At 69.7% G+C, this 15,443-nt stretch carries 14 protein-coding genes; 12 read left to right on the plus strand and 2 right to left on the minus strand.

Annotated elements, in window-relative coordinates:
- The 6 genes from L2I40_RS07845 to L2I40_RS07870 form a co-directional block, all read left to right on the plus strand.
- Nucleotides 1-232 (plus strand): hypothetical protein (locus L2I40_RS07845; RefSeq protein ID WP_237214350.1); only part of this gene is annotated, 232 nt, incomplete at its 5' end.
- 187 nt (nt 233-419) lie between these two features.
- Nucleotides 420-1,595, plus strand: coding sequence for a glycosyltransferase family protein (locus L2I40_RS07850; protein WP_237214351.1), 1,176 nt, complete (start codon nt 420-422; stop codon nt 1,593-1,595).
- Nucleotides 1,596-1,826: 231 nt separating this feature from the next.
- Nucleotides 1,827-2,966, plus strand: coding sequence for a glycosyltransferase family protein (locus L2I40_RS07855; protein WP_237214352.1), 1,140 nt, complete (start codon nt 1,827-1,829; stop codon nt 2,964-2,966).
- Nucleotides 2,959-4,707: a glycosyltransferase family protein gene (locus L2I40_RS07860; protein WP_237214353.1), complete on the plus strand. Its 1,749-nt coding sequence runs from the start codon at nt 2,959-2,961 to the stop codon at nt 4,705-4,707. The genes L2I40_RS07855 and L2I40_RS07860 overlap by 8 nt, the downstream gene beginning before the upstream one ends.
- A 32-nt stretch (nt 4,708-4,739) precedes the next feature.
- On the plus strand, nt 4,740-5,720 hold the full coding sequence (gene gmd, locus L2I40_RS07865; protein WP_237214354.1) for a GDP-mannose 4,6-dehydratase: 981 nt from the start codon (nt 4,740-4,742) through the stop codon (nt 5,718-5,720).
- 6 nt (nt 5,721-5,726) lie between these two features.
- Entirely contained in the window at nt 5,727-6,674 is a 948-nt protein-coding gene (locus tag L2I40_RS07870; protein WP_237214355.1) for an NAD-dependent epimerase/dehydratase family protein, read from the plus strand.
- Nucleotides 6,675-6,695: 21 nt separating this feature from the next.
- Here the strand turns inward: L2I40_RS07870 and L2I40_RS07875 are convergent, their stop codons facing one another.
- Entirely contained in the window at nt 6,696-8,033 is a 1,338-nt protein-coding gene (locus L2I40_RS07875; protein ID WP_237214356.1) for a glycosyltransferase family 4 protein, read from the minus strand.
- 271 nt (nt 8,034-8,304) lie between these two features.
- On the opposite strand from L2I40_RS07875, the gene L2I40_RS07880 reads away from it, so the two are divergent.
- The 6 genes from L2I40_RS07880 to L2I40_RS07905 all read left to right on the plus strand — a co-directional run bounded on the left by L2I40_RS07880 (nt 8,305) and on the right by L2I40_RS07905 (nt 14,992).
- Nucleotides 8,305-8,895: an acetyltransferase gene (locus L2I40_RS07880; RefSeq protein ID WP_237214363.1), complete on the plus strand. Its 591-nt coding sequence runs from the start codon at nt 8,305-8,307 to the stop codon at nt 8,893-8,895.
- A gap of 105 nt (nt 8,896-9,000) precedes the next feature.
- On the plus strand, nt 9,001-10,131 hold the full coding sequence (locus L2I40_RS07885) for a DegT/DnrJ/EryC1/StrS family aminotransferase (RefSeq protein ID WP_237214357.1): 1,131 nt from the start codon (nt 9,001-9,003) through the stop codon (nt 10,129-10,131).
- A gap of 249 nt (nt 10,132-10,380) precedes the next feature.
- Nucleotides 10,381-12,441 carry an NAD(+) synthase gene (locus tag L2I40_RS07890; RefSeq protein WP_237214358.1) on the plus strand — a complete coding sequence of 687 codons (2,061 nt, stop codon included), beginning with the start codon at nt 10,381-10,383 and terminating at the stop codon, nt 12,439-12,441.
- Between the two features lie 53 nt (nt 12,442-12,494).
- Entirely contained in the window at nt 12,495-13,340 is an 846-nt protein-coding gene (locus L2I40_RS07895; RefSeq protein WP_237214359.1) for an ABC transporter permease, read from the plus strand.
- 7 nt (nt 13,341-13,347) lie between these two features.
- On the plus strand, nt 13,348-14,076 hold the full coding sequence (locus L2I40_RS07900; RefSeq protein ID WP_237214360.1) for an ABC transporter ATP-binding protein: 729 nt from the start codon (nt 13,348-13,350) through the stop codon (nt 14,074-14,076).
- 7 nt (nt 14,077-14,083) lie between these two features.
- Nucleotides 14,084-14,992 carry a hypothetical protein gene (locus L2I40_RS07905; protein ID WP_237214361.1) on the plus strand — a complete coding sequence of 303 codons (909 nt, stop codon included), beginning with the start codon at nt 14,084-14,086 and terminating at the stop codon, nt 14,990-14,992.
- A gap of 71 nt (nt 14,993-15,063) precedes the next feature.
- Here L2I40_RS07905 and L2I40_RS07910 read toward each other — a convergent pair.
- Nucleotides 15,064-15,443: FG-GAP repeat domain-containing protein (locus L2I40_RS07910; protein WP_237214362.1), on the minus strand; the 380-nt coding region annotated here is incomplete at its 5' end.

Below are 15,443 nucleotides of genomic sequence, written 5' to 3' on the forward strand. Positions count from 1 at the left end.
CATCGTCGGCTTCGGCAATGACGGCGTCCTCGTCGCGCTCAACACCGGCGCGGGCGGCTTCGGGTCGGCCTACTTCGCCTCGCGCGAGTTCGGCTTCGGCGCCTCGGCCGGCGGCTGGTCGAGCAACGACGTCTTCCCGCGCATGATGGCCGACGTGAACGGCGATGGCCGCGACGACATCGTCGGCTTCGGCAATGCAGGGGTGTGGAGCAGCGGAGTGCTCATCGGGTGACATCCGCACCCCGCGACGGGAGGGTCGAGCCGCGAGCCTGCCGGGCCCCTGGACCGCATTGCGATGCGCGCTAGCTTGACGGGCGCAGGCGCGTCAGGCAGTCGGTGCCGCCGCTGCGCGGAGCCATCGCTTGCCACGCCCTGCTTTTCGCCTAGCCATCATCATGTGTGCGGGATGGCGCGGCGGCATGCTGCGCAATGCGATGCTGCTGGCCTCACTGTACGCTGGGCGAAGCTGGCCGGGCGTCGGCAGCGTCGAGGTGGTGATCGGCCTGCTCGATGTCGATGTGTACGACTGGGCGGAGTTGCGACGCGCCTGTCGGCGGATCGGGCCGCAGGTTTCGGTAAGGCCGTTCCGCTGGCGGCGCCTTGAAACCGGCTCGGCGCGCGTTGTCTTCCCGGCGGCGCCCCTCTCGGATGCTGCGAGCGTTGTGGTGCCGGTCGACGGAGCGCGCGCCTTCAGGGATGCCGACGCCTGGATCGTCATGGCGTCCCACACCTCAGGCGCCGTGGCGTGGTTGCGACCGTCCGCGGTGTTCTGTGCGGACCTGCTGCCGCGGCGGGTTCCGGCGGCGTTCGGCGGCCCACAGGGTCTGGGCGATCGTGCTGCGCTGGCGGAAACCATGGTTGGATGGCGCGACGCCGCATGCGTCTTCGCCACCACACCCATGACCTTGTCGGATGTTGTCAGCTACGCCGGTGTGCCTCCCGAGCGAGCGGTGCTCGTTCCCTTGCAGACAGAGGCGGATGCGCTGGCGAACATGCCTGCCGCCACCGGCGGGCCGTCCGAGCCCGGGCTACTCTGGGTCACCAATGCCGCCCCCCACAAGAACCACGTCCAGGCCGTTGCCGCGCTCAGGGCCTATCTGACGGCGGGCGGGGGTCTCGACGTCACGGTGTGCGGCGTCGATGGCCATCTTCTGGACCCTCGCAGTGGCTCACGCCACGCCGGCGCTCTCGCCTTCGCCGCCGCGCCCGAGGTGCTCGCGAGGACAGCCTTCCTGAACGAGCCAGGCGACGCAGAATTCCACCGGCTGATGGCGGCGCGTGGGGTTGTCTGGCACAACGCGGTCGCCGACAACGGCAGCTTTGTGGCCTTCGACGCGGCCCGGGCCGGGGCGCATCTGGTCAGCAGCGACTACCCGCCGATGCGCTACCTCTGTGAACAGCACGGCATCGCGACGCTGTTTCACCCTCCCGCCGACCCCGACGTGGCGGCGCAGGCGTTGCTCGAGGCCGAGCGGCGGGTCCGCGCGCGTGTGCCGCCCGCCCACAAACTCCGGGAGCCGACGGCCGCGGAGCTTGAGGCCGGGTATGGCGACGTGCTCCGCCGCCTCGTGGCCGCGGCCCGATCGCGGGCCTGACCAGCCGGGCGGCCACGCTGGCCTGCCGGTCGCGGCCCGCGTAGATCGGTGCGGACGCCTCGGCCCCCTCGTCCTCATAGGGGGCGCGACCGTCGGCTTCCTTGACGTCACGCCAGGGTCGCGCCACACGGCGCAGCAACATCAGAGGTGACAGGTTTGCCACGGAGTGACTTCCGCCTCGCCATTCTTCTCGCAGATCCGTGGCATGGCGGCATGCTTCGGATGGCGTGGATGTTCGCGCGTCTCTTCACGGCGCAGCGGCTGGACGGGGTGGGCGAGATGAGTGTCGTCATTGGCCTGCCTGACTTCGGCACCTATGACTGGCCGGCGCTGCGACGCCGGGCTCGGCGTACATCGCCTGCCGTGTCCGTGCGGCCATTCGAATGGCGGAAGATCGGACGTGCGGCAGCGTCGACGCTGTTCCGGGGCGCGAAACTGCCGCTCGACGCGTCCGTCGTGCGCGTGCCCGACGACGGCGCAAGCGCGTTCCGCGACGCGGATGGGTGGTTCTTCATGGGTTCGCACACGTCCGCATCGGTGGCCTGGCTCCGGCCGACCGCGGTCTACTGTGCCGACCTTCTGCCGCGGCGCGTGAGCGCGGCGAACGGCGGGTATCAGTTCCCCGGGGATCGTGGCCTTCTGGCGGAGACGATGATCGCGTGGCGCCAGGCGGAATGCGTCTTCGCCACGACGCCAACCTCGCGCGACGACGCCGTCACCTATGCAGGGGTCCCGCCGGATCGCGCCCTGCTCACGCCGTTGCAGACGGAGCGGATCGTCGCCCCGGTCGATCCGGCGGTGGTCGGATCCGATCCGGCTATCCTGTGGGTAACGAACAACGCGTCCCACAAGAATCACCGTGCTGCCGTGGCCGCGCTGCGCCGCTACGTCGCCGCCGGCGGGAGCCTGAGCGTCAAGGTCGCAGGGTTCCTCACGAAGGAACTCGATCCCGCGACCGGCTCCGATCACGAAGGCGCGCGTGCTTTCGCGGCGGCGCCCGAGGTGTTGGCGCGGACGACCTTCGTCGGCGAACCGGGGAACGAGGCCTTCGCCGCCATGATGGCAGCATCCGGGATCGTCTGGCACAACGTCCTGGCCGACAACGGCACGCTCACGTCGTTCGATGCGGTGCACGCCGGCGCGCATCTGGTCAGCAGCGACTATCCGCCGCAGCGCTACACCTGCGAGCGCCACGGGATCGAGGCGATCTGGCACCCGGCACGCGATCCGGACGCCGCGGCAGCGGCCCTTCTGGAGGCGGAGAGGCGCCTTCGCCAGGGGCAGCCCCCGCGTCATGCCCTGCGTGAGACCACCGACGAGGAACTGCGACGCGCCTATGCACCCATCATCGCCCGGCTCGCCAATGCCTGACGCGGCTCCGACCGTTGAGGGTCGCCGGCTCTCGGTCGCCGTCCTGGCGGGGTGGGCGGTGCCCGTCCGCTTTTCCACCGAGGGCCTGACGCGGCTACTTGGATTCCTGGTGCAGGGTGCTGCCGAGAGCGGTCGCGTCACCTTCCACGTCTGCGTACGGCCCGTGAACATGGCGTCCGCGCGCGCCATGCTGGAGAGCCTGCGCGCAAGGGAGGGCCTCGACTGGACGCTGCACGCGATCGAAGGGGCTCACGACGTGGCGGCCGCCGGGGGCATGACGGTGGCGTCGGCCGGGGCGGGCGCCACCGGACGGCTGCTGGGCGTACCCGACAAACGGATCGCCCGCTGGCTCTTCGCAGCGGGCGTCGTGGGTACGCCGCTGCTGATGGCGCGGGCGCTCTTGCGTCCGGTGTGGCGCTTCGCGTGGCAGCACGGGCTTCGGGTCAGCGTGGCTGCCGCCCGGGATCCGGTCGGGGCTGCTCCGGAGGTGGCGGTCGGCCTTCGGCGCCTTCGCGCGCCGGTGTTCCGGCGCTGGGCGGACGAGCTCGAGAGGTGGTCGAAAGAACGACGCCTGACAGAAGCCGTAGGCATGGAAATGGGCGATGATGCGCAGGACCAGCCGGGCCCGGAGAACGCGCCGGCGCAGGCTTTCGAGGAGCCGAACTGGCGCGTGCCAAGCTTGACCCAGCCCGTCGACGCATGGCTGAGCCTATTCGCCAGCCATCTCGTGCCTGCGGCGCTTCCGGGCCGCCGCGCAATGATTTTCGCCGATGCGCTGGCTCTGGACTTCGGTGCCAGTATGAATCCGGCGGATCTCGGGCCTGGCGGAGCGCTGCATCAGTGGTTTCTGGACGTGCGTCGCAACCTGACGCGCTGCGATACTGTGGTGACGTTCTCGCGGCATGTCGCCGTGAGGCACGCGGTTGACGGTATGGATGCCGAGCCTGACAGGATCGCCATCGTTCCGCATGCCCCCCCTGACCTGAGCGCGGACCTGCCGTTCCTGCCGGCTTCGCGGCGCCGGACTCCGGAGAGCCGTGCCGAGGCAGCGCAGCTATTGCGGCAGCACGCCGCGAAGCGGCGCTGGCGCTACCTGGCCGACTTCCCGCTCGAGCATGTGGACTACATCGCGATGTCCACGCAGGAGCGACCGAGCAAGAACCTGTCGGCTGCCGTCGAGGCTGTGCGGATCCTGGTGCAGGAGCGGCATGGCTCCACGAAGCTGCTGATGACGACCCCGCTCGTCTCCGACGCCGCAACGCCGTACCTGCGCATAGCAGCGAAGGTAAGGCGGGACGGGCTCGCGCTGGATGCGCTCTCCGTACCCGGCCTTCCCGCGGCCGAGCACGCCGCGCTCTACCATGCCGCCGCACTTACCGTTCACCCTGCGTTCTTTGAGGGGGGCGATGCGCCCTTCCCGTTTGCGGAATCCGTCAGCGTCGGCACGCCCTGCCTGATGGCGCGCGGACCTCACACCGAGGAGTTGCTGGAAAGCTACCCCTCGCTGGAACCCTTCATCTTCGACCCGTACGACCCCGAAGCCCTGGCGGACTTGATCGAGAGAAGCATTCCGCAGCGCGACGCCATTCTCGATGTCCAGCTTGCCGCCTACTCCAGGATGCAGGAGCGCCGCTGGGCGACCGTCGCCGAGGAATACGCAAGCGCCGCTACCGGGACGCCGCTGGTACCCGTGCGCCGCCTCCGAACGACGGCTCTGGCAAAGTCCGCCGGGGACGACTAGTCGGAACACCAAGTTTTCTGGAAGGACCCCTCATGCCCCGCGCGCTCATCACCGGCATTACTGGCCAGGACGGCGCCTATCTGTCGCAGCTGCTCCTCGAGAAGGGTTACGAGGTGTTCGGGCTACTGCGCAGGTCGGCCTCCGCCGAGGTGATGGGCGAGCGTCTCCGCTGGCTCGGCATTCAGGACGCGGTCCGGATGATCGACGGCGATTTGATGGACATGTCCTCCATCATCCGCGCTCTCCAGCAGGTGAAGCCGGAGGAGGTCTACAACCTCGGCGCCCAGTCCTTCGTCCGCACCTCGTGGGACCAGCCCCTGCTGACCGGCCACGTCACGGCTATCGGCGCGCACAACGTGATCGAAGCGGTGCGGCTGACCTGCCCGGGCGCGCGCTTCTACCAGGCGTCCTCCTCGGAGATGTTCGGCAAGATCCAGGAGGAGATGCAGAGCGAGACGACGCCGTTCTATCCGCGCAGCCCCTACGCGGTCGCGAAACTATATGCGCACTGGATCACCGTGAACTACCGCGAGAGCTTCGGGATGCACGCCTCCTCCGGCATCCTGTTCAACCACGAGAGCCCACTGCGCGGCATCGAGTTCGTCACCCGCAAGGTCACGGACGGCGTGGCGCGCATCAAGCTTGGTCTCGCGAAGGAACTGCCGATGGGCAACCTGGAGGCGACGCGCGACTGGGGCCACGCGAAGGACTACGTGCGTGCGATGTGGCTGATGCTGCAGCAGGACACGCCGGACGACTACGTGGTCGCGACCGGCCGAACCGTGAGCGTGCGCGAGATGTGCCGGGTCGCCTTCGCCGCCGCCGGGCTCGACTACCGGGACCACGTCACGCAGGATCCGCGCTTCATGCGCCCCGCGGAGGTGGACGTGCTGCTCGGCGATCCCGCCAAGGCCAAGGCGAAGCTCGGCTGGGAGCCTAAGATCACCCTCGAGGAGATGATCGCCGAGATGGTCGAGGCCGACCTCGCGCGTCACCGCGCGCGACTGCTCTAGGGCGCCGTGCGCCGCATCCTCGTCACCGGCGCGTCAGGCTTCGCCGGCGGTCACCTCCGGCTGGCGCTCCGGGCGGCATTCCCCGGCGTCGTGCTCGTCGCGGCGACGCGCGGCGAGCGAGTGGAAGGCTGGGATGAGGCGGTGACGCTCGACCTCGAGGACCCACCCTCCTGCATCGCGGCCGTCCACACGGCGCGGCCCGACGCGGTCGTGCATCTCGCCGCGCTTGCCGAGACCGCCGCATCCTTCCGCGACCCGCAGCGGACCTGGCGCGTGAACCTGCTCGGCACGCTGGCCGTCGCGGAGGCGGTGCTGGCGGAGGCGCCGGGCGCCGTGTTCGTCCTGGCGTCCTCGGCCGAGGTCTATGGGCTTTCCTTCCAGGACGGCCATGCGCTGGCGGAGGACGGGGCGTTGCGGCCGGCCAACCCCTACGCTGCGTCGAAGGCCGCCGCCGATCTTGCCGTAGGGGAGATGGCGCTGCGGGGGCTGCGCGCCATCCGGCTGCGCCCGTTCAACCACACGGGCGCCGGGCAGACCGATGGCTTCGTCGTCTCGGCCTTCGCGCGTCAGGTCGCGATGGTCGCGGCCGGCCGGCAGGAGCCTGTGCTGCGCGTGGGCGCCCTGGACCGCTGGCGCGACTTCCTCGACGTGGCCGATGTCTGTTCGGGATACATTGCGGCGCTGCGCCGCGCCGACGACCTTCCGCGCGGCGCCGTCTTCAACCTGGCGAGCGGCGAGCCGCGCCATGTCCGCGGCATCCTCGATGACCTGATCCGCATGGCCGGCATCTCGCCGCGGATCGAGCAGGACAGCGCTCGGTTGCGGCCGACCGACGTGGTGCGGACCGAGGGCGATGCGCGCGCGGCGCGGTCCGCGCTCGGATGGGAGCCGCGGGTGCCCTGGGCGACGACGCTCGCCACCGTCCTGGCCGACTGGCAGGCCCGCATCGGCTGACCGGCCGGCGCTCTCGCGTGCCTATGCCAGCGCGTCGAGCACGGCGCGAGCCGTGCTGCTCCAGGGCGTCGGCCGGTAGGCGCGCGCGATCCGCTCCTCGAGGGCGGCGACGAGCTCCGGCTCGGTGATGGCGCGGCGATAGAGCTGGGTGGCCTCGCTGACGCTGTCGGGGTCGTGGTACAGGCAGAACTCGCCGCCGGCCTCGGGCACGGAGGTCGAGTTCGAGGCGAGGCAGACCTTGCCGAAGGCGAGGCTTTCGGACACCGGCAGCCCCCAGCCCTCGTAGAGCGAGGGAAACAGGGTGAAGCGGGCGCCGCGGTAGAGCGCGGCGAGCGTGGCATCGTCCGGGTTCTCGACCAGCACGAGCTTGCCACCGAGGTGCCTTGCATTATGGATCTGCTGCATGAGGTCGGCGACCATCCAGCCGACGCGGCCGGCAAAGACGAGCGTTGGCACGCGCTTCGGGCCGAGCTCGTCGAGGAGGCGCCGCCAGGCTCGGAAGGCGAGGACGTGATTCTTGCGCGCTTCGATGGTGGAGACGAAGAGCGCGTAGCCGCCCGGAACCAGGCCGCCGGGCAGCGTGTCGGCAGGCGCGGCGTGGCCGAAGCCGGTGCCGATCGGGATCGCCTTCGGCGTGCTGCGCAGCGCCACACCTTCGCGCGTCGCCCATTCGTTGATGTCGCGCACGCTGGACTGGGAGATCGCGAGTATGGTGTCCGCCTGGGGAATGATTCCGGCGGTGCAGCGCGAGAACATGGCAACGAGGCCCCGGTCGCAGTATTCCGGCCGCACCACGGGAATCATGTCATAGATCAGCACTGAGTAGCGCATGCCTGCCGACGCACGCAGCCGTGCGATCTGGCCCGGGTAGTCGGGCAGCGACCACGGTGAGCCGAAGGACGCCAGCGTGTCCCCCGGGCGCGCGACTTCGACGAGCTTGTTGCCGCTGCTGCCGCCCTCGCCGGCGGCACTCTGCCTCCGCCCTCGGGACGACAGCGCCGCCGGGAGAGCCCGCGCGGCGCGCGCGAGATTGCGGACGACGCTGAGCTGCGCGCGGATCGCATCACCGAGAGGTTGCCGCACCTCTCGCGGCATACGCTGGGCCGCCGCGCGCAGCAGCGATACGCGGGTAAGGGGCGAGTGCATCAGCGCCGGAGAAGTGTCGGGGCTGAGCGTCGGCGCCGGCGGCTGCGCCGCGGTCATTCGAAGGAAGGTCTGCTGAACCTCCGCCCAGTCCGTGACGACCATGCAGTCACGGCGCATGTCGTGGCGCGCGAAGCCGATCGCGCCCGGGTTTGAGCGCTGGAGTGCGTCGTAGAGCTCGTACGACAGGCGCTGAATGCCGCTCGGCCGCGCCATCGCGCGCGCATACTCGAAGAGGTCCTCGACATCGAACCAGATGGTCATGCGGAAGGTCGCGTCCTTGTCGGTCGGAGCCGCCGCGCACTAAACACTTGTCTGCTCACCGGTCCAGGGTCCGCACGGCCGGCAGCTCCGCGTTCCTGCATGTCTGCGCGGCCAGTTGCCATGGCCGCCACTGTCCGCTCTGCTGTTGGCCACGGGTCGGGAGTACGGTGGGTTGCAGCTGGTCATTGTCGGCGCGGGAGGGCACGCGAAAGTCGTTCTGGAAGTGTTCCGCGCGCTTGGCTCCTATAATGTCCTTGGATTCGTGGACCCACATCCGGCCGCGAGTCACATACTTGGCGTCCCAGTGCTCGGTGGCGACGACATTCTTCCGCGCCTGCGGACCGAGGGAGTCGAGGCCGCCTTCGTGGCAATCGGCAGCAACCGTGCCCGGGAGCGCATCGGTGCCGAGCTCGCTGGCATGGGCTTCGCGTTGCCAACGGCGGTACATCCCTCCGCGCTGGTTTCGCCGAGCGCGGAGGTCGGCAACGGCGTCGTGGTCATGGCACGCGCTGTGGTAGGCGCGGCCACCGTTCTCCACGAACTTGTGATTGTGAATACCGGAGCAGTGCTGGACCATGACAATGTTGTAGAGAGTGCAGCGCATGTCGCCCCCGGATGTGCGCTTGCTGGGACTGTGCGGGTCGGGGCCCGAGCCCTCGTCGGGGTCGGCTCCGCAGTGCGCCCCGGCATTTCCATCGGGCAGGACGCGGTGATAGGAGCCGGGTCGGCCGTGGTGTCGGATGTGCCCTCCGGAGCGCGGGTTGGCGGCGCGCCAGCGCGGCCCTTGCCGCCGCCACGGTCCCGGCCGTCCTGACCTGTGCTATGTGCGGTTGCCTCTGGGCGTGCTCGGCGGATAGGAGGAGCCTTAACGGAGTGTCGCAGGTGCGCCGAATGAATGGCTTGTGGGAGATAAGCGCAGATGAATGACGGCGCACCTTGCTCGGACACTGCTTTGACGTTCCTGCCGGTCTATCAGCCGGACCTGTCGGGGAACGAGCGGCGGTACCTCCTAGAGGCGTTCGACAGCACCTGGATCTCGTCGCGCGGGAAATTCCTCGATCGATTCGAGGCCGCCTTCGCAAGCGTCGTCGGTACGCCGCACGTCACCGCAGTCTGCAATGGGACGGTCGCGCTCCACCTGGCGCTTCACGCGCTCGGCCTGCGGCCTGGCGACGAGGTCATCGTGCCGTCCTTCACCTATATCGCGTCCGTCAACACTATCGTTCAGGCTGGTGGCGTGCCGGTGTTCGCAGAGGTCGCTGCGGATGACTGGCTGCTGGACCCGGAGGTGATCAGCGCACGGATCACGCCGCGGACCCGGGCCGTCATGCCCGTGCATCTCTACGGAGCCGTTTGCGACATGGACCGTATTTCCGCCATGGCGCGGGACCGCGGCCTGGCCGTCGTCGAGGACTGCGCGGAGGCGCTGGGCAGCAGCTGGCGTGGGCGACATGTCGGGAGCTGGAGCGACGTCGCGACGTTCAGTTTCTTCGGCAACAAGACTGTCACGACCGGCGAGGGCGGGATGGTGTTGGCGCGCGACGCTGAGATTCTGCGTCGGCTGCAGATCGCCAAGGGTCAGGGCATGGATCCCGAGCGGCGCTACTGGCACGTCGCGATGGGGTTCAACTATCGCATGACGAACCTCGCCGCGGCGATTGGCCTTGGACAGATCGAGCGCCTGGAGGACATCCTGGCGCGCAAGCGTGCCATCGCGGCGCGCTACAGGGACAATCTCGCCGGGCACCCCTTCACGTTCCAGGCGCGAAAGCCCGAGGTGACGAACTCCGAATGGCTGATCAGCCTCCTGCTGCCGCCGCGCTGCGATCGCGACGCGGTCATGCGGCGGCTCGCCGCGGCTCGGATCGAGACACGCCCGGTGTTCTATTGCGCGCATCACATGCCGCATCATGCGCGCCCTGACGTTTCTCTGCCGGTGTCTGAGGACATCGCCGCGCGCGGCATCAGTCTGCCGAGTTACCCCAGCCTGAGCATGGCCGAGGTGGACCGCGTTTGTGAGGCACTGGTCGAAGCGGTGCGCGCGAGTTAGCACGGCCGCACCCCGCCCTGGCGACGCCGATCACGCGTGGCCGTCCACCTCGCACATCCAGCGTTGCCGGGACGGCTTTGTCCCTCTCTCGTTCCCTTGCCGCCTCGGAGCAGCCGCGAGGTCGCGCGCCGGGGTGCTCGTGCTCGGCTCACTTGACGGTGGAGACCTGTCGAGCACGCCCAAGACAAGAAGAGATAGCTCGTGACGGCTGCCGCCCTTGGCGGCAAGCGTGGCTTCTAGGAGGCCTGAGTGACCGTCTTCCACAACCTCCACACCCACGGCTTCCTCCGTGCCGGCGCTTGCGCGCCGCGCTTGCGGGTGGCGGATCCGGCCTTCAACGTCGCGGAGACCCTCGCCATGGCGCGGCGCGCCCATGCTGAGGGGGTGTCGGTGATGCTGTTCCCGGAGCTTGGTCTCTCGGGTTACGCGATCGACGATTTGCTGCAGCAATCCGCCCTGCTCGAGGCGGTGGAGCGCGCCGTGGCGGAGCTGCTGGAGGAGAGCATCGGCTTGGGCCCCGTACTGTTCGTGGGCGTGCCGGTGCGTGCGGGCGGGCGGCTCTACAACGCGGCGCTTGCCATCCATCGCGGCCGCCTGCTGGCGGCCTTTCCGAAGACCTACCTGCCGAGCTACCGTGAATTCTACGAGAAGCGGCACTTCGCGAGTGGAGGCGGAGCGGTGCCGTCGGTGCTGCGGCTGGCGGGGCAGGAGGTGCCCTTCGGCACCGACATCCTGCTCCGCTGCTCTGACCTGCCCGACCTGATCATCCATGCCGAGGTCTGCGAGGATGTGTGGGCGCCGGTTCCGCCCTCGGTCGCCGCGGCGCTGGCCGGGGCGACGGTGCTGGTGAACCTCTCGGCGAGCAATGTCACGGTGGGCAAGTCGGCCTACCGCCATGCCCTGTGCCAGGTGCATTCGGCGCGCTGCATCGCGGCCTATCTGTACTCGGCCGCAGGCAACGGCGAATCGACCACCGACCTCGCCTGGGACGGCCAGGCGATGATCTACGAGAACGGCGTCCTGCTGGCGGAGGCCGAGCGCTTCGCCGCCGCTCCGCCGCTGATCACGGCCGACCTCGACCTCGAGCGCATCCAGCAGGAACGGCTGCGGCAGACGAGCTTCGGCGACGCCGCCGACCTGCACCCGCCGAGGCGTCCCTTCCGCGAGGTGGCCTTCGCGCTGGCGCCGGACCGGGAGAGCGACCTTGGGCTGCGGCGCGCGGTGGCGCGCTTCCCCTTCGTCCCCGACGACGACGCGCGGCTCAACGAGCTCTGCTACGAGGCCTACAACATCCAATCGCAAGGGCTGCAGCAGCGGCTGCGAGCGACCGGCATCAGACGCATCGTCATCGGCGTGTCGGGCGGGCTCGATTCGACGCAGGCGCTGCTGGTCGCCGCGCACGCCTTCGATACGCTCGGCCTGCCGCGGACCGACATTCTGGCCTTCACGCTGCCGGCCTTCGCGACGACGGAGCGGACGAAGTCGAACGCCTGGGCGCTGATGCGCGCGCTCGGCGTCACCGCGGCCGAGATCGACATGACGCCCGCGGCGATGCAGATGCTGCGCGACATCGGGCATCCCTTCGCGGACGGCCAGCCCGTGCACGACGTCACCTTCGAGAACGTGCAGGCTGGCGCGCGCACCTCGGCGCTGTTCCGGCTGGCCAATCTGCACGACGCGATCGTGCTCGGCACCGGTGATCTCTCGGAACTGGCGCTGGGCTGGGCGACCTATGGCGTCGGCGACCACATGTCGCACTACAACGTCAACGGCAGCGTGCCGAAGACGCTCATCCAGCACCTGATCCGATGGGTGGCGGAGGAGGGCGCGTTCGGCGACGCGGCGAAGCCCGTGCTGCTGGACATCCTGGCGACCGAGATCTCGCCGGAGCTGGTCCCCGGGGAAGGCGGCGACCAGCCGACGCAGCGGACCGAGGATTTCGTCGGCCCCTATGCGCTGCAGGACTTCAACCTGTTCTACACGACGCGCTTCGGGTTCCGCCCGTCCAAGGTCGCCTTCCTCGCCTGGCATGCGTGGCGGGACGCCTCGGCGGGCGCCTGGCCGCCGAACACGCCGGCCGAGAAGCGCGTCGCCTACGACCTGCCGGTCATCGCGCGGTGGCTGCGGGTCTTCGTCCGGCGCTTCTTCGCGACGAGCCAATTCAAGCGGTCCGCCTTGCCCAACGGGCCGAAGGTGAGCTCGGGCGGCTCGCTCTCGCCGCGCGGGGACTGGCGCGCGCCGAGCGACGCCTCGGCCGAGGCGTGGCTCGCGGATCTGGAGCGCGTGCCGGTCGCCCGGGAGGCGTATTGAAAGCCGGGCGGGTCGCTGGCGGGGCGGGGCAGGGCGGGGTATAGCCGCGCGCCATGCGGTCTCCCGTCAACCTCGCGCATTCGCTGGGCTATGTCCGCGACGCCTCGGCCCCGCGCAACCTGGAGCGTGCGCTCGACGACTTGCGCTCGGGGCTGAGCCGCTGGCGGCTGGCTGCGGCGCTCGCGCGGCTCGACATCCGCAACCGCTATCGCGGTTCTGTTCTCGGTCCGTTCTGGATGACTCTGTCCACCGCCATCATGGTGACGGGCATCGGGCTGCTCTACTCGACCCTCTTCCGGATGTCGCTGCGGGAGTACCTGCCCTTCCTGGCGGTCAGCCTGCTGGTCTGGAACACGATCAGCCAGATCGTGTCCGACGCCTGCACGAGCTTCATCTCCTCCGAGGGCGTGATCCGGCAGATGCCGCTGCCCTACACGGTGCATGTGCTGCGCTTCGTGTTCCGCAACGCGATCATCGCCGCGCACAGCCTGCCGCTGATCCTGGTGGTCTTCGTCGTCTTCGGCGTCTATCCCGGCGCCGAGGCGTTCACGGTCCTGCCCGGGCTTCTCCTGCTCGCTATCAACGCCTTCGCGGTTGGCCTCTTCCTCGGCATGTTCTGCGCGCGATTCCGCGACATCCAGCAGATCGTGGCGAGCATCATGCAGCTGGCCTTCTTCCTCTCGCCCGTTCTGTGGAAGCCGGCGCTGCTCGGGCATTGGCAGGCGCTGCTGCCGCTCAACCCCTTCTACGTGCTGATGGAGACGGTGCGCGGGCCGCTGGTGGAAGGCGGCGCGCCTCTGCTCATCTGGGTCTGCGCCCTGTTCTACACGGCGCTCAGCTGCACCCTGGCCTTTCTCTTCTTCGTCCGCTTCCGCGGACGCATCGCCTTCTGGGTCTGAGGGCCGCATGGCGCATATCGAGGCGCAGCGCCTCTCGATCGAGTTCCCGCTCTATCACCTCTCGGCGCGGTCGCTGAAGAAGCGGCTGATGGCGCGCGCGGCGATCCGGCTGAAGGAGGACGAGGGCCATCGCGTCGTGGTGGCCGCGTTGCGCGAACTGACCTTCCGCATCGAGCCCGGCGAGCGCGTCGCGCTGGTCGGCGGGAACGGCGCGGGCAAGACCACTCTGCTACGGACTCTTGCCGGGATCTACGAACCGGTTGCCGGGCGGCTCGAGGTGGAGGGGCGCATCGGATCGCTGATCGATCCGGCCGCCGGCATGGACATGGAATCGACCGGCCGCGAGAACATCGTGCTGCGCGGCCTGTATCTTGGGCTCTCCGAAGCCGAGTGCGACGAAATGGCAGAGGAGGCGGGTCGCTTCAGCGGGCTCGGCGAGTTCCTCGACGTGCCTGTCCGCACCTACTCCGCCGGCATGGCGGTGCGACTGTCCTTCGCGGCTGCGACGCTGATGTCGCCCGAGATCCTGCTTATGGATGAGTGGTTCCTGGCCGGCGACGCCGACTTCATGGTGCGTGCGACCGAGCGGCTGGAACAGCTGGTTGTCGGGGCCGACATCCTCGTGCTCGCGACGCACGACATGAAAGTCGTGCGCGAGTGGTGCACGCGCGCCATCCGCCTGAACGGCGGCCGCATCGAGGCGGACGGCCCCGTGGCCGATGTCCTCAAGGACTAGCGGGCGCGTGCCGTCGGATGAGCCCGGCGACGGGCCGGTTCCGCCCGGCTACGCGGCCGGCGCGCCGGTGCCGTGGTGGTTGAAGTTCGCCGTGAAGCTCGCCCTCGGCGCGCTCCCGGTGCCGCCCCGGATCTGGCGCGAGCTCGGGCTGCGCCGCCACTCCTTCTTCGCCGACGACGAGGCGGCCCTCGTGGCGCCCCTGCAGGCCTGGGCTGCGCAGGCTGCGGCCGTGCTCGGCCGCCCCGCACGCAGCCTGCTGGAACTCGGCCCCGCTGCGATGGTGCTGCGCGCGCCCGTCGCGGCGGCCCTCGGTTTCGCGCCGATCTGGTATCTCGATGTCGAGGATGACGCGCCCCGCAGCCTCGAGCCCTACCGGCGCGCCGCCGCGGCCGCCCGGGCGGCCGGCCTTTCGCCACCCGACCTGTCGGGCTGCGCCACCCGGGAGGAGGTGCTCCGAGCTTGCGGCGCCCGCCTTCTGATCGGCGGCACCGAGCGCCTGGCCGACATACCGGCCGCCTCCGTCGACCTGGTCGCGTCCTCGGCAGTGCTCGAGCATGTGCGCCGCGACGAGGTCGGGCCGCTGCTCGTGGCGCTGCGCGAGGTGACCGCGCCGGATGGCGTCGGGCTGCACGGGATCGACCTGCACGATCATCTCGGCGGCCGCCTCCGCCATCTCGGCTTTTCGCCGGGCTTCTGGGAAGGGACGGCGGTGGCGCGGGCAGGCCTCTACTGCAACCGGCTCGGCCTGAGCGAATTCCTGGACCTGATGCGGAGCGCCGGATTCAGGTCGCGCGCGATCACCAGGCTTGTCTGGCCTGCGGCTCCGTTGCCCCGCAGCGGTACGCATCCCCAACTGCACCGCCGCGCAGCGGATAACCGCATCTGCGCAGCCACGGTGGAGTGCAGGCCCGCCTAGCCCCGGTGCCGGCACCGGTGGCCGACGCTATGCCGCATCGGCCACGAGTGCCTCGTCCGCCGGAGCTTGTCCTAGACGATCCAGTCTGTCGTGGAGAGAGCCGTCAATACGCCCGCGTTGCCGAAGCCGACGATATCGTCACGGCCATCGGCATTGAGGTCGGCCGTCATGCGCGGGAAAGCGGTGTTGCTCGACCAGCCGCCGGCGGATGCATCGAAGCCAAAGCCGGTTGTCCGTAGCTGCGCGGCAGCGAAGGTACCATCCGCGCGGGCCAGGGCGACAAGGATCCCGTCATTGCCGAAGCCGACGATGTCGTCGCGGCCGTCGCCGTTCACGTCGGCCATCATGCGCGGGAAGACGGTGTTGCTCGACCAGCCGCCGGCCGAGGCGCCGAAGCCGAACTCGCGCGAGGCGAAGTAGGCCGACCCGAAGCCGCCCGCGCCGGTGTTGA

The organism is Falsiroseomonas oryziterrae, assembly GCF_021864505.1.
GTDB classification, from domain to species: domain Bacteria; phylum Pseudomonadota; class Alphaproteobacteria; order Acetobacterales; family Acetobacteraceae; genus Falsiroseomonas; species Falsiroseomonas oryziterrae.

Excerpts from the sequence above, each read along its gene's own strand:
- L2I40_RS07900 (WP_237214360.1), top strand. The coding sequence starts at position 13,348 with ATGGCGCATATCGAGGCGCAGCGCCTCTCGATCGAGTTCCCGCTCTAT.
- L2I40_RS07855 (WP_237214352.1), top strand. The coding sequence starts at position 1,827 with ATGTTCGCGCGTCTCTTCACGGCGCAGCGGCTGGACGGGGTGGGCGAG.
- gmd (WP_237214354.1), top strand. The coding sequence starts at position 4,740 with ATGCCCCGCGCGCTCATCACCGGCATTACTGGCCAGGACGGCGCCTAT.
- L2I40_RS07860 (WP_237214353.1), top strand. The coding sequence starts at position 2,959 with ATGCCTGACGCGGCTCCGACCGTTGAGGGTCGCCGGCTCTCGGTCGCC.
- L2I40_RS07895 (WP_237214359.1), top strand. The coding sequence starts at position 12,495 with ATGCGGTCTCCCGTCAACCTCGCGCATTCGCTGGGCTATGTCCGCGAC.
- L2I40_RS07885 (WP_237214357.1), top strand. The coding sequence starts at position 9,001 with ATGAATGACGGCGCACCTTGCTCGGACACTGCTTTGACGTTCCTGCCG.
- L2I40_RS07850 (WP_237214351.1), top strand. The coding sequence starts at position 420 with ATGCTGCGCAATGCGATGCTGCTGGCCTCACTGTACGCTGGGCGAAGC.
- L2I40_RS07875 (WP_237214356.1), bottom strand. The coding sequence starts at position 8,033 with ATGGCGCGGCCGAGCGGCATTCAGCGCCTGTCGTACGAGCTCTACGAC.